Source organism: Mesobacillus campisalis, assembly GCF_000986785.1.
In the GTDB taxonomy this organism is placed as follows: Bacteria; Bacillota; Bacilli; order Bacillales; family Cytobacillaceae; genus Mesobacillus_B; species Mesobacillus_B campisalis.
Genome location: NZ_LAYY01000101.1, coordinates 54,382 through 74,485, shown reverse-complemented (window position 1 = coordinate 74,485; position 20,104 = coordinate 54,382). Strand labels below are relative to the sequence as shown.

General features: G+C 46.0%; 21 protein-coding genes. 3 read left to right on the top strand and 18 right to left on the bottom strand.

Annotation, left to right across the window (positions count from 1 at the left end):
* Positions 1-75: 75 nt before the first annotated feature.
* From minD to WQ57_RS24195, 18 genes are all read right to left on the bottom strand, one after another.
* The gene (gene minD / locus WQ57_RS24280) at positions 76-879 is read right to left on the bottom strand and encodes a septum site-determining protein MinD (protein ID WP_046526213.1); all 804 of its coding nucleotides are present in this window, start codon (positions 877-879) and stop codon (positions 76-78) included.
* Between the two features lies 1 nt (position 880).
* Positions 881-1,558: a septum site-determining protein MinC gene (gene minC, locus WQ57_RS24275; protein ID WP_046526212.1), complete on the bottom strand. Its 678-nt coding sequence runs from the start codon at positions 1,556-1,558 to the stop codon at positions 881-883.
* 109 nt (positions 1,559-1,667) lie between these two features.
* A complete protein-coding gene (mreD, locus tag WQ57_RS24270; protein ID WP_046526211.1) occupies positions 1,668-2,186 on the bottom strand; it encodes a rod shape-determining protein MreD in 519 nt (172 codons plus the stop codon).
* Positions 2,183-3,073 carry a rod shape-determining protein MreC gene (gene mreC, locus WQ57_RS24265; RefSeq protein WP_046526210.1) on the bottom strand — a complete coding sequence of 297 codons (891 nt, stop codon included), beginning with the start codon at positions 3,071-3,073 and terminating at the stop codon, positions 2,183-2,185. Before mreC ends, mreD begins: the two co-directional genes overlap by 4 nt.
* Positions 3,074-3,200: 127 nt before the next feature.
* Positions 3,201-4,223: a rod shape-determining protein gene (locus WQ57_RS24260; protein ID WP_046526209.1), complete on the bottom strand. Its 1,023-nt coding sequence runs from the start codon at positions 4,221-4,223 to the stop codon at positions 3,201-3,203.
* A gap of 153 nt (positions 4,224-4,376) precedes the next feature.
* Complete coding sequence (gene radC / locus WQ57_RS24255) at positions 4,377-5,048, bottom strand: RadC family protein (RefSeq protein ID WP_046526450.1); 672 nt, start codon at positions 5,046-5,048, stop codon at positions 4,377-4,379.
* A gap of 76 nt (positions 5,049-5,124) precedes the next feature.
* Positions 5,125-5,697: a Maf family protein gene (locus WQ57_RS24250; RefSeq protein ID WP_046526208.1), complete on the bottom strand. Its 573-nt coding sequence runs from the start codon at positions 5,695-5,697 to the stop codon at positions 5,125-5,127.
* Between the two features lie 201 nt (positions 5,698-5,898).
* Positions 5,899-6,921 (bottom strand): SPOR domain-containing protein, encoded by a 1,023-nt coding sequence (locus WQ57_RS24245; protein ID WP_046526207.1) that lies wholly within the window; start codon positions 6,919-6,921, stop codon positions 5,899-5,901.
* A gap of 282 nt (positions 6,922-7,203) precedes the next feature.
* Positions 7,204-8,034 (bottom strand): hypothetical protein, encoded by an 831-nt coding sequence (locus WQ57_RS24240; RefSeq protein WP_046526206.1) that lies wholly within the window; start codon positions 8,032-8,034, stop codon positions 7,204-7,206.
* Positions 8,031-8,816, bottom strand: coding sequence for a hypothetical protein (locus WQ57_RS25845; protein WP_052948877.1), 786 nt, complete (start codon positions 8,814-8,816; stop codon positions 8,031-8,033). Before WQ57_RS25845 ends, WQ57_RS24240 begins: the two co-directional genes overlap by 4 nt.
* 3 nt (positions 8,817-8,819) lie before the next feature.
* On the bottom strand, positions 8,820-9,809 hold the full coding sequence (gene pilM, locus WQ57_RS24230) for a type IV pilus biogenesis protein PilM (RefSeq protein ID WP_046526205.1): 990 nt from the start codon (positions 9,807-9,809) through the stop codon (positions 8,820-8,822).
* Between the two features lie 13 nt (positions 9,810-9,822).
* Positions 9,823-10,578, bottom strand: coding sequence for a prepilin peptidase (locus WQ57_RS24225; RefSeq protein WP_173427608.1), 756 nt, complete (start codon positions 10,576-10,578; stop codon positions 9,823-9,825).
* Positions 10,579-10,614: 36 nt separating this feature from the next.
* Positions 10,615-11,106 carry a type II secretion system protein gene (locus WQ57_RS26015; protein WP_046526204.1) on the bottom strand — a complete coding sequence of 164 codons (492 nt, stop codon included), beginning with the start codon at positions 11,104-11,106 and terminating at the stop codon, positions 10,615-10,617.
* Positions 11,107-11,223: 117 nt separating this feature from the next.
* Positions 11,224-12,429, bottom strand: a complete 1,206-nt coding sequence (locus tag WQ57_RS24215; RefSeq protein ID WP_046526203.1) for a type II secretion system F family protein — start codon at positions 12,427-12,429, stop codon at positions 11,224-11,226.
* A 1-nt stretch (position 12,430) separates the two neighbouring features.
* Complete coding sequence (locus WQ57_RS24210; protein ID WP_046526202.1) at positions 12,431-13,471, bottom strand: type IV pilus twitching motility protein PilT; 1,041 nt, start codon at positions 13,469-13,471, stop codon at positions 12,431-12,433.
* Between the two features lie 12 nt (positions 13,472-13,483).
* Positions 13,484-15,145 carry a GspE/PulE family protein gene (locus WQ57_RS24205; RefSeq protein WP_046526201.1) on the bottom strand — a complete coding sequence of 554 codons (1,662 nt, stop codon included), beginning with the start codon at positions 15,143-15,145 and terminating at the stop codon, positions 13,484-13,486.
* Between the two features lie 23 nt (positions 15,146-15,168).
* Positions 15,169-16,470: a VanW family protein gene (locus tag WQ57_RS24200; RefSeq protein WP_046526200.1), complete on the bottom strand. Its 1,302-nt coding sequence runs from the start codon at positions 16,468-16,470 to the stop codon at positions 15,169-15,171.
* A gap of 71 nt (positions 16,471-16,541) precedes the next feature.
* Positions 16,542-17,570 (bottom strand): hypothetical protein, encoded by a 1,029-nt coding sequence (locus WQ57_RS24195; protein ID WP_046526199.1) that lies wholly within the window; start codon positions 17,568-17,570, stop codon positions 16,542-16,544.
* Positions 17,571-17,827: 257 nt separating this feature from the next.
* Between WQ57_RS24195 and WQ57_RS24190 the strand changes: the two genes are divergently transcribed.
* Genes WQ57_RS24190 through WQ57_RS24180 form a run of 3 tightly spaced genes read left to right on the top strand, consistent with a single transcriptional unit; the run spans position 17,828 to position 20,081 of the window.
* Complete coding sequence (locus WQ57_RS24190; protein WP_046526198.1) at positions 17,828-18,256, top strand: type IV pilus modification PilV family protein; 429 nt, start codon at positions 17,828-17,830, stop codon at positions 18,254-18,256.
* A gap of 11 nt (positions 18,257-18,267) precedes the next feature.
* Complete coding sequence (locus WQ57_RS24185) at positions 18,268-18,750, top strand: type II secretion system protein (protein ID WP_046526197.1); 483 nt, start codon at positions 18,268-18,270, stop codon at positions 18,748-18,750.
* The gene (locus WQ57_RS24180; RefSeq protein ID WP_046526196.1) at positions 18,750-20,081 is read left to right on the top strand and encodes a hypothetical protein; all 1,332 of its coding nucleotides are present in this window, start codon (positions 18,750-18,752) and stop codon (positions 20,079-20,081) included. Before WQ57_RS24185 ends, WQ57_RS24180 begins: the two co-directional genes overlap by 1 nt.
* Positions 20,082-20,104 lie beyond the last annotated feature (23 nt).

The following is a 20,104-nucleotide window of genomic DNA, read 5'->3' as shown; positions in this document are numbered from 1 at the left end:
CAAATGTATGAGGGAGACGGGACAAGTATGACAGGGCAAATTAAAAAGCCCCGGATTCCCTCCAGGGCTGTGTGTTTAACGGACGCCAAAGAAACGTTTGATTTTGCTGAACATTCCTTTGTCTTGTGTATCCAGTTGCTGCAGGGGAACGGATTCGCCGAGGATGCGGCGGGCGATGTTCCGGTAGGCAATGGAAGCTTTGCTGTTCGGGTTCATGACAATCGGCTCGCCATGGTTGGAAGCCCTGATGACTTCATCGTCATCGGCGACGATGCCGATAAGGTCAATGGAAAGATGGGTCGTGATTTCATCCACATCGAGCATATCGCCGTTCTTCATCATGTGGCTGCGGATCCGGTTGATGACCAGCTTTGGCGACTCCACATGTTCTTCTTTTTCAATCAGCCCGATGATCCGGTCGGCGTCGCGCACTGCCGATACTTCCGGCGTGGTAACGACGATGGCTTTATCTGCACCGGCAACGGCATTCTTATAGCCTTGCTCAATCCCTGCCGGGCAGTCGATAATGATATAATCGTAGTCTTGCTTCAGTTCATCTACCAGCTTTTTCATCTGCTCCGGCTCAACGGCGTTCTTGTCGGTCGTCTGCGCAGCAGGCAGAAGATAAAGCTTGTCATCGAAGCGCTTGTCTTTCACAAGGGCCTGATGGATCTTGCACCGCCCTTGGATGACATCCACAAGGTCGTAGATGATGCGGTTTTCAAGACCCATGACCACGTCAAGGTTCCGAAGCCCGATATCTGTATCAATTAGGCAGACTCTCTTGCCTTGCAGGGCCAAGGCGGTCCCTATATTGGCTGAAGTCGTCGTCTTGCCGACCCCGCCTTTTCCTGATGTTATAACGATTGCTTCTCCCACTCTAGCGGCCTCCTTCAAATCTTGCCAAATTAGGTCTTTTATTCATCAACACTTGCAATCTATCAACAATGATCTGGCTGTCGCCGGAAACATAGGCACATTCCATGATCCGCCCGTCATCCTCGTTCTGATCGGGAGACCGGCTGATAAACTCGCTGATCCGCAGCTGAGAAGGCTTCATCACCGATGCAGCGATGACCGCTTCAGCATTGCCATTGCAGCCGGCGTGGGCAATCCCCTTAAGGGTGCCCATGATAAAAATATTGCCTCCTGCCTTGACCGTACCCCCAGGGTTGACATCGCCGATCAGAAGCAAATCCCCCTCCACTTCGATAACCTGTCCGGAGCGAATGACGCGGGCCATGGAAACAACCTCATTTTCCGATTTCAGCTGCTGCACTTCTTCCCTGGTGAGGACGTTCGTTTCAATATCCTCGACAATCAGGTTGCGCTTCCGCCGGATCAAATCTTTCAATTCTTCCTGCTGCTTCGCATCAAGATAGCGGTTTCCCACCGTGACCTTTACGGTAAGCAGCTTATCCTCTTCCTGCACCCGGCTCGAGTTGGACAGCTTGCGGTCGAGTTCTTTTTTTAATTCATCGAACGAGCAAGTATCATCGAGATGGAGCGTCAGTCCGTCTTTAGTCCCTTTTATTGTCACATTTTGTGTTTTATTCATACAGGATGTTCACCTCAACTGTAAAAGAAATTCGACATATGCCACGCAAATTCCTTTTTTTAATGGCGGGGGGAATGATTTTTTTCCATTCTCCTCCGCCCTGGCTGTATCAGTCATTCCGCAGCGAATCGGCAAATTTCTCAAATTGCCGCTTGAATGGATAGGCAAAAAGCAGGATAAAGCTGAAATTCAATATTAAAGTTGGAATCAGCCGTATTTTGGAAAAGCTTGAAAAATCCATATTGGCAATATGGATTAACAGATTCATCAGATAGACACCCGATTCGAGCAAGGCTACACAGATGATGGAAACGACCGAGACGACAATAATATTGGTGTCGACCAATCTCATGATATTCCAAAAGATGTAGACAGCCAGAGGGAACATAAACAAATAGATTCCGATGATTTCGGTATAGACCATATCAAACATCAGCCCAAAAATGAAGCCATACATTATGCCGTGCTTCATGCTGCCATAAATAGACAGGAACAGAAGAGCGATAATCAAAAAACGTGGCACGAAAATATAGTCGCCATTGAACCAATCGGCCGGCCAGAGCTGGGCAAACAGGCCCTCGAACACGAACAGGAAAGCCAAAAGAAGGGGGACTAGATAACGCTTCACAAGTTTTCCCCCTCAGCTTCTTCATTGTTTTCAGATTCAGGAGGCATGGTCATGCCTCTTGTAAGGATCATGACATGCTCGATATTGTAAAGGTCCGCTTCAGGCTTCACATATGCCGTCTGGTTGAGGCCAAATTCATCCGGCACAACCTCATGGACCTTGCCGATCGGCACGTCCGCAGGGAAGACGCCTCCGAGTCCCGAAGTAATCACATTTTCCCCTTCTTTGATTTTTGCATCAATCGGAAGGCCTTTAAGCAAAAGCCATTCATTTTCCTTGTCATAGCCCTCGATTGTTCCGTAAAGCGGTTTTTCTTTGCCTTGAACCGCAGCGGAAATCCGGTTGGTAGGATCAAGGGCGCTTAGCAGCTGTACCGTGGAAGTGAATGGAGTCGTGCTTTTCACTTTCCCGATGAGCCCCCTTGAAGTCATCACAGCCATGTTCTTTTCGACGCCGTGCGATTTCCCCTTATTGATTATAATCATTTCGTGCCAGAGCCGGTCAGGGCTGCGGGAAATGATCGTAGCCTGCATCGGTTCGTAATCGCCGAGAGATTCCTCAATTTCAAGAATTTCCTTCAGTTCGGCATTTTCCCTTTCCAGCGAGTAAAGCTTCGCCTCTGTCCTGGCGATATCGTCCAAATGTTTCTTCAACTCTTTGTTTTCTTCGTATGTATTTTGCAAGTCTTTGAGGCTTTCAAAAAAGCCGGCAACATAATGGGCCGGCCGGGAAACCATGGATTGAACCAAGCCTGTTGTGTCTTTCACAAACTGCTCGGGCCAGGTCAACTCTTCCCGGTCCCTGAGTGAGAACCCAATCAATGCCACGAGGATAATAATGCTGACAAGCAAAATAATCAGGCGTTTATTAAGGAAAAACTGTGGCATGATTATTTTACACCTCTTATATTGAAAAGTTTGATGTTCCTTCTTTAACCCCGATGGCCCGCAAGCCATAAGGCAATTTCCTTCAACTCTACGGAAATTGCCTTAGCCAGGGTTGGTGCATTTGGATTTAACGGGATTCTTTTGCCTTCGTCTTGAACAGGTCGATATGCTCAAGGGCTTTTCCGGTGCCTATGGCCACGCAGTCAAGCGGATCTTCGGCAATCAGGACAGGCATTTTTGTTTCTTCGGCAATCACCTTGTCAAGGTTGCGCAGCAAAGCTCCGCCTCCTGTAAGCACAATGCCGCGGTCCATAATATCAGCCGCCAGCTCAGGCGGTGTGTTTTCAAGCGTCAATTTGACTGCGTCGACGATCGCATACACCGTATCATGTAAGGCACCTGAAATCTCCTCTGCGGTGATTTCGATTGTTTTTGGCAGTCCGGTCAGCAAGTCGCGTCCGCGGATTTCCATATTCTCAATGCCTTCAGGATTTCCAGCGGCACCGATTTCCATCTTGATCGCTTCCGCTGTACGCTCCCCGATCATAAGATTGTAGTTTTTACGGATATAGTTGATGATGGCATCATCCATATCGTCACCGGCAATGCGGATGGACTGGGATGTCACAATTCCTCCAAGGGAAATGATCGCTACTTCCGTTGTTCCGCCGCCAATGTCGACAACCATGCTTCCGGTTGGCTCCCAAACTGGCAGGTTGGCGCCAATCGCAGCTGCAAACGGCTCTTCAATCGTAAAAGCGTCACGGGCGCCGGCCTGGCGGGTCGCATCGATGACTGCACGCTCTTCAACCGCCGTAATCCCGGATGGCACGCATACCATGACATACGGCTTGCCTGAGAAAAAGCCTTTGTTCTTTGTCGCTTGCTTAATATAATACTTCATCATCGTTTCGGTTGTTTCATAGTCGGCAATTACGCCGTCCTTCATCGGACGGAGCGCCACAACATTCCCCGGAGTACGGCCGATCATGTTCTTGGCGTCATTTCCGACAGCGACAATCGATTTGGTGTCGGTCTGGAAAGCCACAACAGAAGGCTCCCTCAGAACGATTCCTTTTCCTTTTACAAAAATAAGCGTGTTTGCAGTCCCCAAGTCAATTCCCAGGTCTCTTGTCCCAATTCCTAGCATGGTTGTATCTCCCTTTCTTAAACAAAAAATGCTTTTATAAACGGTATCTATGTTCACAGCGATGTCTATTATTATGCTGATTGGTCCTGCAGATGCCTAGCCCGCAAAAACCGTAAGATATATTATATCCTAACAGCAACCAAAATCCTAGTATCAAACATAGCCTTTTTCTTTCAAGCTTACATATTTATTATCGCCGATGATCAGGTGGTCTAGCAAATCGATGCCTATCATTTTTCCGCATTCAACGAGCCTCCTGGTCACTTCGATGTCTTCCCGGCTTGGCGAAGCATCTCCGGAAGGATGGTTATGTGCGCATATAATGGAAGCGGCCGAGCGGCGGATTGCTTCCTTATAGACCTCCCTCGGATGCACGATGCTGGCATTGAGGCTGCCAATAAAGATGGTCTGGCGATGGATGATCTGGTTTTTAGTGTTGAGGTAGAGGCAGACAAAATGCTCCTGTGACAGGAACCTCATGTCATTCATCAGGTAATTCGCTCCATCTTCGGGAGAGCGGATCACATAGCGGTCATCATGCGTGTGCCCGGCAAGCCTTCTGCCAATCTCTACCGCTGCTAGCAGATGGATAGCTTTCGCCTTGCCAATCCCTTTGATCGCCGTCAGCTCTTCAAGAGTGGCATCCTTTAAAAGCCGGAGCCCCTCGAATTCGGCGAGCAGACGGTTGGCAAGCTGGAGCACTGATTCCTCCCTTGTGCCAGTGCCAAGGATGAGGGCGAGCAATTCATGGTTGGACAGGCTTTGCGGACCGTTCTGGATGAACCGTTCCCGCGGCCGCTCGTTTTGCGGATAATCTTTTATCATAATGGAACTGTTTGGCAAGTCATTTCCTCCCTATTTCTGTGCAAAAGGGAGCTTTCTATAGAAGAAACATGCGTGATCAATACGGAAGAACATAGCCAATATTCTTCAGTTCCCGCACCGTCCTTGAAACAGGAAGGCCGACCACTGTAAAATAATCGCCTGAGATTTTTTGGACGAGAAAGCTGCCAAACCGCTGGATTCCGTAGCCTCCCGCCTTGTCAAACGGTTCTCCGCTTTGGATGTAGGTCTGGATTTCTTCATGGGACAGCTCCCAGAATGTCACATCCGTTTTTTCATAAAATAGCTTTTCGCTGTCAGGAGCGATGATGGCTACACCTGTGTAGACAGAATGCGTCTTTCCGGAAAGCCTATTCAGCATTTCATACGCTTCTTCGCTGCTTTCCGGCTTTCCGAGGATATCACCGTCCAGCACGACAACCGTGTCGGAGCCGATCACAAAAGCATCCTGGTGCTTTTCGGCCACAAATCTGGCTTTCCGTGCTGCCAATTCCATGACGGCCTCTGAAGGCGACAAATCGGGGCTGAAGCTTTCGTCTACATTGCTGCTGGAAATTTCAAACTGCAAGTGGAGATTTTCAAGAAGTTCTTTTCGTCGTGGAGAGGATGAGGCTAAAATAAGCTGCTGCATAGAATCACCTTTCATACATTTCACTTTTTAGGGAGATACAGATTTATCGTAACAGAGTTCCTGCCATCCCACAATCATTAGCAGGGTCAGTGTGACAAAAAACTTCAAGGCCTGTCGAACCTTACGACAGACCCTGTTATTTTGTTGTATTTCCCAGAAAATATTCATGATAGGAAAGAAGACTCATTTCCGACTTTCGAGTTAATTCCCAAGGGACGGCCAGGATGCGAGAAAAGCGAGGTTCTCTTTTTGAAGCTTGTTTCTATCATTTTCCGATTTGGAAGTTTGGTAGGCTAGAAAGGCGGATGCTCCTTGCTCAAGGTGTTTTTTCACCGCGAGGATGTCCTTGTTATTGATGTTGTTTTCTTGTGCAGCTTGCAGAAGTTTGAGCTGGTCTTCCGCTTTTTTGATAGCATCGGCATCTCCTGTACTCCTTACGAGTGTCTGAAAAAGTTCAGGCGCGAGCTTCAAAACTTCGCTTTCTTCCTTGGAAAGGTTGTCAATGGATCCTGGTGGAATCTCATGCGCACGGGAATACACTTCGGCTCCCCTGCTTTGCAGTTCGCTGCCGATCGCTTTCGCTTCATCAAGCGATCCCGCTGCCGCCAAAAGGACGGCGTATTTGCCATTGGACGGCACACTAATCGCATTAAACCCTTTTCCTTCCAAATCCTTGACCGATGCCTCAGCTGACTCCGGTGTGGACCAAACGCCGCCCTGGACAACGAACGCCGAAATGGCCGGCAACTCCACACTTGCGGTACTTGCTCCTGCTGGTGGCTTGGCTGTCTGGGCCGGCTGCTTCACAACAGAAGAAGCTTCCTGTACAGGACCTGACCTTACCGTGTTTAAAACAATCAAGCCAAAGCCCACTCCAAGAACAACAGCGACGAGAATAGTCATGACAACCCGCGGCAGCACACCATTGAATTTGCCGCCCTTATTGATGGCAGGCAGACGGACGCCTGTTTGCTTAGGCTTTTTCGGCGCCTTGGAGACTGGGTATTGACTTGCTTCTTCCTTTTCTGAAGGCTCGGGCAAGATCCACTCAAAGACCTCTTCAGCAGGTTCCTTGCTAGCGGCCAGTTCGTTCCAGCTTGTTATTTTAGGCTTGGAAACATCCTCTGCATGGTTTTTGGCGTTTTTATCCTGGTCGGCCTGGTCCTTTTTGTACGGGCGATCCTTGCCGTTGATTTTGATTGTAATACTTCTTTGCTTGTCCAAATGTAGTCCCCCCTAAGTCGGCGCATAAATTTGTTCCATCCTATCATATGCGCAAAAAAAAAGAACAAGACTTTTGTCGTCTTGTCCAGGAAGGATTTCGTCAAATTTTTTAATAGAAAAGCGGAAGGCGCCCGTTTAGCGACGTATGGACTGGAGCACGCCGACTGAGATAAAGGAAACACGAAGAGCGATAGCGACTCGATGTTGACTTATCGTAGGGAGGCGGGCGAAGTACACTAGTCTCTGGCGCCTGGAGCTGGACAATGCAAAGTGCTTAATACTTTAATCTGCCACAGATTTTTCCATTAGATCAGCCGAGGTCGCAAATGGGTTAACCTTATTCCCTGGAGCCGGCACCTCAAGCTCAGGCAGCTCGTCCTGAAGGTCTTCCAGCTCAGGCATATAAAAGGCGGCAAGCGTCAAGGAGTAGGACATTTCTTCCTTCTCCGTATCCAGGCTGGTCAGCTCGGCACCGCCGGAAAAGGCGACACTTTCAATGACAACCCTGCGGTTCAGGCTCTCAAGCGCTTCGAGAAATTTCATCAGCTCTTTATAGCCGGGTGATTTAACAGCAATGGACACATTAAGCTTTTTAATGCCCTCCGGAAGAGGAACAGGCTGTGGCTGTTCTGCGTCTCCCCCTGTATCCGCTCCTTCTGTTTCTTCTGTTCCTTCAGTTCCTTCAGTTCCCGCAGCATTTTCGGTTGCTGCTTCTCCCTCGGCCGCCGGCTCCCCGCCTTCTGCAGGCACCTCGGCATTTTCATCCGTACGCGGTGTAACATCTCCCTCAGAAAAACCCATGCTCGTGATAAAGCTGTCAGATACAACTTCGGCTTTATTCAGGTCGAGGATCAACTGTTCAAGCTGCTGCTTGACCGGGACTTTTTTCTGCAATTCTGCCACACTTTCAGCAGACGGGGCGCTGACTCCCGCCACTTTTGTCTGGATCGCAGCGAGCAAGTCCTCTTCGGTTTTCAGCTGAACCTCTTTATTGCCCAGCTCGGCCTTTTTCGGGCTTAAATATAGATAGTAGCCAGCAAGATACACTAATCCTACTAAAATAACAGCGGACAAAAGAATCATCAGTTCCTTTTTTTCCAGTCTCAGGTTCATGATGGATTTCCTCCTTCAGAAGAGGCTATAGAACTTTTTTCCTTTTGCTGGCCATTGATATACTCGCGGTGCAGCTGCAGCTGATATGTGCCGATATAGCGGGGCAGCAATTCCTTGTTTTTTTCTTTTACTGCCTTAGGAGTTTCTTCTGCATCCTTTTCGACTGCTTCGCTTTCAGTCTGTCCTTCTGTGTTTGGTTCTTCACTATTTTCATCCTCAGCTTGTGCATCTATTTCTTCAGCTGGGGTTTCAGAGTTTTCTTCTGTCCCTGCTTCACCTTCTGCTCCACCAGAGGCACTTTCGAGTTCGGCAGATGCAACGGAGCCCAGTGTCACCTCGGAGAACCACTCGGAGTTCAAGAGCGTTTTCAAATAGTAGGCGGCATCACGGCTAGTATCAAATTGAACTGTCAGGCTCACAGTCCCACTTTCACTATATGAGATATTTTGGATGAAGCCGCGCTTCGGCAAAAGACTTGTCACATGTTTAATTACAGGAACCGTTTTGAGCGGGTCCTCACTGGCCCAATTGACGGCCGATTCCAGGACAGCGACAGAGTTTGAAGTCTGCACAGCCAGCACCTTTTCCTGCTCAATCTCCGCCAGCTGCTGAGTTGTGGTGATTTGCTCATCAAGAGAAGCTATTTGCTGGTTATAACTTTTTCCCTGCCAAAGTAGAAAAAATCCTGCCAGCGAAACCAACAGGAGGGCAGCCAGAAGAATGATGATGATTTTTATGTTTTTCTGTTCTTTTTTTGGCAGCAGGTTAATATCAACGAGCATAGCTTACACCTCTTTTAACGCAAGTCCCAAAGCTAGATGATGCGAGGCTGGCAATGGTCTGTTTTTTTCTGTGTTCAGGGAGCTGGAATCAAGCAATTCAACAGGTATTTCGAAACGCTTTTCCAATTCTTTCAAAATGCTGTTCAGCATAGGATGGTCCCCGGTCAGGAGGATTTTCGACAGTTCATTTTTCCCTTGGTTCAGGGAAAACTGGTAAAAATCAATCATCATATTGATTTCTTTCGTCACCTCATCAAACTGTCCGGCCAGCTCTTCGATATCGCCTTTATAAGTCAGCTGCTGAAAGCCTGTACGCGCCACATGCGTATCCCATTGCTTATGGTCAAAAGGAAGCTGGTGGTGGCGTGTGAACAATGGCATCTTGTTTTCAAAAATGCTCATATTGACAAGGTCCAAATCGAACTGGATGATGAGCAGGCTTTCATCTGTATTCTCTGTCAGATGGTGATACAGGCGGTAAAGCGCAAGCGAGGACACATCGGCTGCATCAGGTTTCAGCTTCACGCTCGAGAAAAGATCCGCATAGGTCATGACATGCTCCCGATGAGCGGCGAATAGCAGGATTTCGTGTTTTTCCCCTTCTTGCGGCAGGACAACATAATCGAAAACTGGATCTTCAAAAGGCAGATGGACGCTTTCGCCAATTTCCAAATAAAGATAGCCTTCAATTTCATCTATATGGACGTCGGCAGGAATCGGCACCTTACGGACCGTAATAAACGGATCGGGCACAAGATAGCGGACTCTGCGTCGCTTTATTTTCCAAACATCTATGCATTCTTCGAGAATGATAGAAAGCATATTTGTATCAAGAATTTTCCCTTCACTTACAATCCCAGGCGGCAGATAGCGTTCCCCCCATTTCAGGGGCCGCTTATCTTCCGAGTTTTTCAATTCGATATAGCGGATGGAATGATCATTGATGATAATCTCAACCGGCCTGGGCTTGAATTTTAAGAGGGCTGATGCCATTGGTGTACCCCCTTCATAAACTGAAGAAATTTAGATAAAACGTAATGATAGAGTTTCCAAAATAATAGGCAACTAGAGTTCCTGCCGCGATAAACGGCCCAAACGGAATTGGCTTGCCTCTTTTCACCATACCAAGTGCCATGCCGGCTAGCCCGACAACAGCGCCCAGCAAAGTTGCCAGGAAGAAGGACAGCAGCACCGTTTTCGTGCCGACCACAAAGCCGATTACAGCAAACAATTTGATATCCCCGCCGCCCATACCGCCTTTGCTGACAAGAGCAATTAGCAGCAGCAGACCAAAGCCGATGGCTGCTCCAATGAGCGAATCATACCAGGGCGTTAACGGGAGAAAAATTCGTTCCAATAAAAAAATCCCTGCAAAAAACAACAGCACTTTATCAGGGATAATCATATAGGCGAGATCGGATACTAGAATTATAATAAATAGAGAAATCAGTGTCAGCGCAACAATCAGTTCGCCATTCCAGCCAACCACCAGCGGCGCCGTGGCAAACAGAACACCCGTCAAAAACTCAACACTTGCATAAAGCGGAGAAATCCGCGACTCACAGCCGCGGCATTTCCCCTTTTGAATAAAATACGATAAAACCGGTATCAGTTCCCAGGCTCTCAGGTTGTGCCCGCAGGTTGGGCAGTGCGAGCCAGGGAAAACAATTGATTTTCCTGCTGGGACTCGGAGGCCTACTACGTTGTAGAAGGAGCCGAGAATTAACCCATAAATAAATAATATACAATATAAAATGTACATTTAGGTATCTGAACTCCTGTACCGTAGTAGTCAAACTTATGGCGTTACTTTTTCCCTGACTAAATCTTGAGGTGATACCGGGTCTGCAGTTGTTCCAGTAGCATTAATTCCTCTTGAAGCTGTAATCAATTTAATTTCTACAATTTTTCCATCAATTATTTCAACATAAGAAACATTAGCACTATCAGCTGAAATTGATGTATTGCCCCCATCTAAATAAGGCTTATTGGCATCAGGGCTGTCAACTTTATCTAGGTAATTCTTTTTTACTAGTTCATTTAGCGTTAAGTACTTTGAAGCCCCTGCAGTGTCTTGATAGTTTGAGTCCGAAGCAATAGCCATTTTTGCGGAATTTAACATTTGCTGAGCATTAGCAACATGTGCATCTTTTTTAGAATTGTCTATTAGCCCTAAAATAGAAGGCACTGCAATCGCTGCAATAATCCCCAAAATAACAATAACAGCCAAAAGCTCAATCAGTGTCAAACCACGCTGATCTTTAAGACGTTTTTTAATGCTTTGAAACATGTCTTTCTCTCCCTTTAAAAGATATTTTTTAGTTGTTCAATATATTGAACTTCTGGTTCTATTATACTATGAGAATAGTAGGTAAAAAAGATAAATTTTACAAAATCCTACAATTTTTTACTCAATATGATTAAACATATCGAACATCGGAACCATGATCGCCAAAACAATGACGCCAACGATTCCGGCTAGGAAAACTATCATTAAAGGCTCTATTAATGACTTGATTCTCTCCGTGCTATTGTCGACCTCTTTTTCATAGAATTCGGCAATTTTTGATAGCATTGCGTCTAAAGACCCGGTTTCTTCACCAATCGAAATCATTTGCGTTGTCAAGGGGGGAAAGGCCCAATGTTCTTTCATCGGGCCGGTCAAAGAGCGGCCGCGGGCAAGGTCATCCCTGGAAGCACGGATCACTCGTGAAATGACATCATTTTCTACTACACTTTCGACAATCCCTAGTGCCTGCAGAATCGGTACACCGGAAGAAAACAACGAACTGAGTGTCCGGGTCATTCTGGCCAGCGCGGCTTTTTGCAGCATTTTCCCAAAAATCGGAATGCGAAGCTTAATCAGGTCCATGTAATACCTGGTTTTTTTGTTATCATTTAAAACCTTCAGGCCCACTCCAAATCCAACCGCCAATAAAATGAGCAGCCACCAATAGGCTTGAGTAAACTCACTGGCATTCAAAACAAATTGAGTAATCGCTGGTAAATCAGCTCCAAAATCGGCAAACATGCTCACGAATGTCGGGACAACGGAAACGAGCAAAAAAATGACAACCGCTACCGCAATAATCCCAACAACCATCGGATACGCAAGCGCCGATTTAATCTTCTGCCTCGTATTATGCTGTTTCTCAAAATGCTCCGCGAGCCGCTCCAATGTTTCCTCCATATTTCCGCCGGCCTCTCCCGCGCGAACCATATTGATGAACATTGGCTCAAAAATCTTCTTATGTTTTTCGGCGGCATTGGAATAGGGATGACCCTGGCGCAGTTCGCTTTCAATATCTCTCAAAGCTGCCGCGAGTTTCTTACTGTCAGTCTGCATGGCCAGGATATTTGTCGCATCGACAATCGTTACCCCAGCCTTTATCAAGGTGGCAAACTGGCGCAAATAGATGACAATGTCCTGAAGCTTGACCGGGTTTCCGATATCAAGGTCCTTGGTCATCAGTGTTTCCGGGATTTCCTTGATTTCTACTACCCTAATCCCGTCTCCTCGCAGCTTCTCCATCGCTTCCCGCTTCGAAGCGGCATTGAGTGTGCCGGATTTCTTTCCTTTCTTATCACGGCCTGTATATTTAAACCGTGCCATTTTAGCTCACCTGCTCGTTCAGGAATGGTGCGGCGGCTTCTTTGGAAATTACACCGGATTGCACCAAATCTTTGATGCTTGTCTCAAGTGTGTGCATGCCTTGGGCTCTTGAAGTCTGGATGACGGTTTCAATCTGGTGGATTTTATCATTCCGGATCAGGTTGGCAATAGCGTGATTATTAATCATAATTTCCGTCGCCGCCCGGCGTCCGGAATTATCGATTGTTTTGAACAAGCGCTGTGAAATGATCGCCAGAAGAACTCCGGCAAGCTGCGTTCTGACCTGCGGCTGCTGTGCCGGGTCGAACACATCGATAATCCTTTCCACTGATGCTGGCGCGCTTTGCGTATGGAGGGTGCCAAATACAAGGTGACCCGTTTCCGCTGCCGTAATCGCCGTTTGAATCGTTTCCAAGTCGCGCATCTCCCCGACAAGGATAGCGTCTGGGTCCTGACGTAGCGCAGCGCGCAATGCGTTCGCGAAGCTTTTCGTATCAGCTCCAATTTCCCGCTGGTCGATGATGCTGTTGCCATGCTTGTGCAAATACTCTATCGGGTCTTCAAGCGTGATGATATGCTTGCGCATATTATGGTTCATATAACCGATCATCGACGCGAGCGTTGTCGACTTGCCGCTGCCTGTTGGGCCGGTCACAAGGACTAGTCCCTGTGGCTTTTCCACAATATGCTTTAAAACATTTGGCATTTTCAGATCGTCAATCGAAGGAATGCTTGTCGAGATGACCCTTATCGCCAGGGCAACCGCGCCGCGCTGGGTATAAACGTTCACACGGAACCTGGATATCCCGGGAACTGCATAGGATAGGTCGAGTTCCCCCAGCTCCTTGAACACGTCCCATTTAGCTTCAGGAATGACGGCTTTCCCCATTGCTTCCGTATCTTCAAGCTCGAGAATTTCTTTTCCATAGCGTTTTAATTCGCCATTGATCCGGAACATCGGCGGAACACCAACGGTTAAATGAATATCGGATGCCTTCAGTTCATAGGCTGCCCGCAGTATTTTGTCTACTCTGTCTTTCACGTTTTGCACCTCTTATTCAGGAATGGCAACACGAAGCACTTCTTCGGTTGTCGTCAGGCCCTGTTTTACTTTTAACAATCCATCATCAATCAGGAAGATGGTTTTATTCTGGACGGCAATCTGCCTCAGCTTTGAAACAGATTCGCCGTTCATGATCAGGCGGCGGATTTCATCATTGACCACCACAACCTCCTGAATCGCAATCCGGCCTTTATAGCCGGACATATTGCAAGAGGCACAGCCTTTTCCGCGAAGAATTCTATCAATCTTCAATCCTCTTTTGGCGAAGATATCGACTTCCCGTGCCGTCGGGATATGCGCCTCCCCACAGTCGCGGCAAACCCTCCTGACAAGACGCTGGGCAACAACCCCTGTCAAGGCGGTTGCCACCAGAAACGGCTCGACGCCCATGTCAATCAGACGGTTGATTGAAGAAATGGCGTCATTGGTATGCAGCGTACTCAAAACAAGGTGGCCGGTAAGCGAGGCACGGACAGCCGTCTCTGCAGTTTCCCGGTCACGGATTTCCCCGACCATGACGATATCGGGGTCTTGCCGGAGGATGGCTCTTAATCCGGCTGCGAATGTCATGCCGACATTGGCGTTCACCTGAATTTGGCTGATGCCCTCCAGCTGGTACTCCACAGGGTCTTCAACAGTGATGATATTGACACTTTCGCTGTTCAATTTATTCAACGCAGCATACAGCGTCGATGATTTCCCGGAACCCGTCGGCCCGGTAATCAGGACGATTCCATTAGGTTTTTCAATCAGTGAAATGAAGCGCGATAAATTGACCTTGTTAAAACTCAGCTTTTCAATTTCGGTAAGCGCATTGGACAAGTCAAGTATCCGCATGACGATTTTCTCGCCATATACAGTCGGAAGGGTCGATACCCGAAGGTCAATCGGATAGTATTCGACCTTCATTTTGATCCGGCCATCCTGGGGCACACGGTGCTCGGTAATGTCCAGGTTCGACATGATTTTAATTCTCGCAGTCAGGACGCTTTGCATATTTTTTGGCAAAGCCCGCTCTACACGCAGCAACCCGTCCACCCGGTAACGGATGACTACTTTCGTTTCCTGGGGATCGATGTGGATATCGCTTGCTTTTTGGGTCACGGCACTGAGGAGGATCTGGTTGACCAGCTTTACAATTGGCGATGATTCGTCAGTCAGGTTTTCCTGCTGATCAGATTCGCCCCCTCTTGTACTTTCGGTCAGTTCATCAAATTCCTCATCGACGGAATAGTACTTATTGATTGCCCGGATAATGTCATCCTTGGTCGCTATTACGGCTTCAATTTGAAACCCGGTCGACAGGCGCAAATCGTCAATCGCAAAGAAATCCATCGGGTCGGCCATGGCGACAACCAGCTTTTCGGCTTCCTTTCTTAGAGGCACCACAAGATTACGGGCCGCCACTTCCCTCGGGACAAGCGAAAAAAGATTAGCTTCGAAAGGGTAGTTATACAAGCTTATATGCGGTATTCCAAGCTGGGCTTCCAGCACCTCGATCAGCTGCTGTTCCGTTAGATAGCCTTTCAACAGCAAAGCCTCGCCAAGCTTTTGGTTTTGCGGCTTTTCCTGGAGCGCTTCGTTAAGCTGCTCTTCAGATATCAGTCCTGCTTCAACAATTAAGTCACCTAGCCGTTTTCGAGTTTGTTTCATTCAGAATCACCGCTTTAACCTGATTATTTTTCGGTTTCATTTTCCTTGCCCCAAATCTCTTCTTCCTCAGCTTCTTTGGATGCCGTGCTGCCATCCGCTTCCGTTTCAGCTGTTTCTGTTCCAGGATCAGCTGTTTCTTCGTCAGCTTTTGCGCCAGGAGCATCGCCGCCCTCTGAGCCCTTCAGTCCATGGACTTCAATTCTCTCAACAGGCGGATAATAGTCTTCTGAGATTACTTCTTCCCTTAGGAATTCACCTTTTTCGCCATAAACTTTCCGGAGCATTTTGACCAGGGTACCCTTCTTCCCAGGTTCTTTGACAGCTTTTTGTCCTGGAAGAAGCTGAGGGCTGTATTGGATGACAGTTTTAGGCTTAAAGCTCTGCTTTCCGCTTTCTTCAATCTCGTATGTGTATAATAGAGGACTCCCTATCAGTTGAAGGATCAAGGTTGGATATGACCAATGAAGCTGCAGGTAATAATCCGATTCATTCGGGTTGGCAAAAACGAAATCAAGGTTATGCTCAGCATTCACCTTCGCTTCAAACCCTAAAGGAATGTACTCTGGCAAAGCCTGGCCAATATGGCGTTCGATAATGTCAAAATTGGTGGGCAAAATCGTTTGATAGATGCCTGCAGCAATCATGCTCATTGTTCCTGATGGCATGGACGTCAGCTTTTCATCCTCAATGGTCTTCAGGAAGGAAACCTGTGAATTGGCCGGAATGGCAATCGGCGACAACCCTTCAACCCAGTCCATCATCGCAACGCTCACGTCATCAAGCTGCAGCGTGGTTTCACTTATCACATCATCGGCCTTATTTTCACCAGCAAGAAGTTTTTCCACTGAAATGCGATGATTTCCAGCGGCAAGATTCCTCCCATAATTCAACACTTCCTGATGCAGCACATTCAATTCAGCTTCCTCAAGGATCAGGTCAGGAGAGAGCTGAGAAAGCGCTCCTTTTAATCCCTGCGTCTCAATGGATACAGCTGCTCCATTGGGTTGTCCGTTTTGCGCCGCTTCTACCGATTCAACAACGTTAAAGCTAAGAAACTCGGTATTTACCGTTATTGTTTTTTCTTTATATTGAAGTTCAAAAACTGTTTCGGCCTGCCACTGCTGCACCCGTTCTGCTACAAGGGGCTGCGCTTCAGCCTTTGATTTGCCTGCAACGTTTACTCCACCGATGGTCGTACCCTCGAGGAACAGGTCGCCTTCTTTAGACATTGCACTGTACGCCATAGCGCCAAAATGGGAGAAACTATAAATAAATAACGTACTTATTAATAGCACGATAAATAGTTTTATTCCTTGCTGTTTCATGTTGTCTGTTTCCTCCCGTTTAAGCGCACATGGCGGCATCCGTTTATTAAGGGTAATTGTTATTAAGCCTTTTATTTCACACTCGAGTATTCTTTCTTTTCATCCAGAACTTCCAGCTCATCTTCTTCAAGCAATGAGCTCCAGAATTCTTCATCCAACTGCGATTCCGGCGTCTCTTTCTCCAGAGGAATGTCATCAAATTCAAGTTCAGGCAGTTCGTCCGAAGCATAGTCGCTTAAGCTTGGTGTTGGTTGTTCTATATGAGATTCCGCGATTTCGTCACCAAAATCCAATCCTTCAAGGTCCTCAGAGTCTTCCTGAAGTACAGGAGATGCTTGTAGCAGATCCTCATCTTCAATGATAAGCAAATCTTCCATCTCAGCCAGATAAGAACTTTCTGTTTCAGTCTTTTGTTCAATATATTGAACGTTATTATGCGTGCTACCATGATCGACCTGCTGCAGTGCTTCTGACTCTATAGTTTCCTGCTCTATTTCAGTTTCATTATCGACCAGGAACTCATGGGACAGATCTTCAGGGTCTCCATCAGTGTTGTTTTCGGTCTCTTGTGATACAACTTCGATTGAAGCTTCCTCTTTACTCGCAGCCACCTCTGCAAAAGCATTCATTGGCATGTCATCTGTCTGGCGGGCGGTGTTTTCTTTCTGATTTCCAATCAGGATGCTGAACTTTGGTTCGCCTGCCTGCCTCATTGCTTTTTTAAGCAATCCCGGCTCTTCTTCAACTAATTCGCTTGCCCAGTTTTCAGAAAGGGCAATATGATTATAGGTATCATTCAAGCTTTCAAATCTCGATTCTTCCAATTGCTGATAGGTTTCCTGCTCCATATCATCTGGAGCTTGCAAAATGGATTCTATTCTCTTGAATAGGAAATAGGCCGTAAAGCCTATCAACAGGACTTCAATTAAGAAAGTTTGCCATAAAGGCATGATTGAAGCGGCGAGCAACCCGACAGCTGCGATTAAAAGGGACGCTGTAACAATATAGACCTTCCCTCGTAACGAAAAGCCAAGCGGCAAAAAATAAATAACCGGAACAAGAATGACCATGGCAATGCCGGCAAACAGTACATTTTCCACTCCTACACCCCTAACAAAAATCTCTCTATTTTACTCAGTTTCAATTATTTTCTACAATTAACGACATCTTCCTTCTTTCCCATTGTATAATATTGAAATATGTTTTTAAAGAAAATTTAATATGGAAGTAAATGTAAACATACCTCAAATTTGAATTTATACCCAACTTTTTCCCTATTTCTATCTTCTTATTTTTTTGACAAATGATATGATAGATTTAGAAAATAGATGAATGACCCGAAAGGACTGGAAGATAGATGAAAGCGGTTCGAAATGAAGAAGGAGTTACATTGGTAGAAGTATTAGCAGCAATCGCGATACTGTCTATCATCCTTGTTTCAGTTATGAACATTTTTCCGCAAATGGGGATGATGAATAAACAAAATGAAGAAAAGGCTCAGGCAGTGAATACAGCAAAGCTACTATTAAGTGAATGGAAATCAGACGAAAAGGTCTTAAATGCCTTAAAAAAGACCAATCCCCTGCCTCAGGATTGGCCAGATGGCTATGCGTCGTTTGAAAATGGTTATTATTTGTTTAAGCTTACGGAACCAAAAGCGGAGATTAAAATCTGGAAAGAACCTCCACCAACTAGCAAGTCCAAGGCACACGAAGTTCAAATAAAACTTTTAAGTGATAGAAACAATGTATTAACCGAAACTTATGGCTATATCATTGTCAGGTGAGGAGAGGAACAATGATAAAAAACGAAAAAGGTTTGACACTTACTGAGTTAATGGTCACTTTAGCCATCCTCTCTTTTGCAGGTGTTTTGATCTGGAGTGTTTTCTTTCAGGGTTATAACTATTCACAGAAAGCATCTGCAAAAAATAGGCTTCAGCAAGAAGGAAACCTTATTATTACTAATCTGACCAGCATTCATCAAACAGCCCGGTATTATAAAATAATGAACAATCAGTGTGAAATCCATCTGGAAATTACCAATATGGATGATACCAAGCAAAACATATCATTTTCAGATCCCAACTTATGCTATCAATACAATTCCAAATCTTCTTCAATTATCGAAGAGCCTTTGCCAAGTGGGGGTAAAGTGATCAATATGGATCCTTTTGATAAAGATATAAAACTGGAAATAATCGTTTCAGAGAAGAAGAACAGTTCGAACAGCGCAAAAATTGACTCGATGCTTTATAGGGTGAAGGCGGGTGGAAATTAGTGCAAAGTATGAAGAATGAAGGCGGTTATGCATTGTTAACGGTGATGTTGACCATTGTCCTTTTTATGATTTTATTCATGGCTTTTATGGGACAAGCTTTTAGCACCATGAAACAGAACCGGGTAATTGAAAAAAGCTCCCAATCGGTTGCCCTAGCTGAAGCAGGAATTTCGTACTATCATGCAGAGGTGAAAAACCTCTATGAGATTAAACAAGAAACTGTGTACGACGATGTAAAAGCAAAGATTGATGCAGATAGGGCGGCTGGCAGGCCCATTGATGCAGAGTACTATAAAACTTATGCTGCTGATCTTATGGAAATGGAAATTATAAAAGGACTAGAAGAAACAGCTGATATAAAATCTGGAGATAATCTATACAAATCTATTCCAGTTAACGGAAAGCCCAATGATTCGATTGAGATTACAATTGATAAGCAAAGTATAAAATACAACTCCAACACCAACGAAATCTTATTGAAGTTTACCAGCAAAGGGGCAGAGGAAGGGAAAATCTCTACTTTAACAGGGAATATGGCGATTAATATATCTAACCAAGGGTTAGGGACAGGCCCGGATATAACATTCTTGCCGCCTAAATTTAATATTGTAACTGAGCCATCCAACGTTAGGCCGGAGTGCTTAAATCCATCCTCTTTATCTGCTGCACTGGCAAGCACCAGTACTAAGGCAGGCTGTACACAGATCTTGCTTCAGGAAGATAAAGCTTTTGGAGTAAACGTTAATAATCTTGAAAATACTTTAATCTATTCAAACCATAAGTTAACGATTGGCGCTACAAGCGGGAATATTAATAAAGCCGAGAATGTTAAAATCTTTGCTGACTCTTTGGAAGTGAAAAGCAACGTAAATAACTTTATACAGTCCAAATTGGAAACAAATAATGATGCCATTTTCGGGAACAATTTGACCATCCACTACTCCAATTTATACATTGGGGGAAATTTGTCGGTATTAGGACAGCAATTCACGCTGGAAAACAGCGGAAATAGCGGGAATAGCAGTACGGGTGAAAACAGCACCATCTTTGTCCGCGGCACTGTAAGATTTCCAAAAGCAACAACAGCTGCAGGTACGATAATGTGTGTGCAGGGAGATATGCATGCCGAAACCTTAACGCACTCAGGGGAATTATATATAAAAGGTAAACTTTTTGTTAATGGTTTGGAAATACCCTCTTTGACTAATGTTTTTAAGACTGCAAACACTGACCCTGCAAAACTTAAACAAAAATGCGGCGCCACCTTTGACCCTCCGGAACTTTTCATCGGCTGGGGCGAAAATGTATCCAATAATGTAATTTATAATTAAAAGAGAGGGATCCGTTGATTCCC

Excerpts from the sequence above, each read along its gene's own strand:
- minC (WP_046526212.1), bottom strand. The coding sequence starts at position 1,558 with ATGAATAAAACACAAAATGTGACAATAAAAGGGACTAAAGACGGACTG.
- mreC (WP_046526210.1), bottom strand. The coding sequence starts at position 3,073 with ATGCCACAGTTTTTCCTTAATAAACGCCTGATTATTTTGCTTGTCAGC.
- WQ57_RS24260 (WP_046526209.1), bottom strand. The coding sequence starts at position 4,223 with ATGCTAGGAATTGGGACAAGAGACCTGGGAATTGACTTGGGGACTGCA.
- radC (WP_046526450.1), bottom strand. The coding sequence starts at position 5,048 with ATGATAAAAGATTATCCGCAAAACGAGCGGCCGCGGGAACGGTTCATC.
- WQ57_RS24250 (WP_046526208.1), bottom strand. The coding sequence starts at position 5,697 with ATGCAGCAGCTTATTTTAGCCTCATCCTCTCCACGACGAAAAGAACTT.
- WQ57_RS24240 (WP_046526206.1), bottom strand. The coding sequence starts at position 8,034 with ATGAACCTGAGACTGGAAAAAAAGGAACTGATGATTCTTTTGTCCGCT.
- WQ57_RS25845 (WP_052948877.1), bottom strand. The coding sequence starts at position 8,816 with ATGCTCGTTGATATTAACCTGCTGCCAAAAAAAGAACAGAAAAACATA.
- pilM (WP_046526205.1), bottom strand. The coding sequence starts at position 9,809 with ATGGCATCAGCCCTCTTAAAATTCAAGCCCAGGCCGGTTGAGATTATC.
- WQ57_RS24225 (WP_173427608.1), bottom strand. The coding sequence starts at position 10,578 with ATGTACATTTTATATTGTATATTATTTATTTATGGGTTAATTCTCGGC.
- WQ57_RS26015 (WP_046526204.1), bottom strand. The coding sequence starts at position 11,106 with ATGTTTCAAAGCATTAAAAAACGTCTTAAAGATCAGCGTGGTTTGACA.
- WQ57_RS24215 (WP_046526203.1), bottom strand. The coding sequence starts at position 12,429 with ATGGCACGGTTTAAATATACAGGCCGTGATAAGAAAGGAAAGAAATCC.
- WQ57_RS24205 (WP_046526201.1), bottom strand. The coding sequence starts at position 15,145 with ATGAAACAAACTCGAAAACGGCTAGGTGACTTAATTGTTGAAGCAGGA.
- WQ57_RS24200 (WP_046526200.1), bottom strand. The coding sequence starts at position 16,470 with ATGAAACAGCAAGGAATAAAACTATTTATCGTGCTATTAATAAGTACG.
- WQ57_RS24190 (WP_046526198.1), top strand. The coding sequence starts at position 17,828 with ATGAAAGCGGTTCGAAATGAAGAAGGAGTTACATTGGTAGAAGTATTA.
- WQ57_RS24185 (WP_046526197.1), top strand. The coding sequence starts at position 18,268 with ATGATAAAAAACGAAAAAGGTTTGACACTTACTGAGTTAATGGTCACT.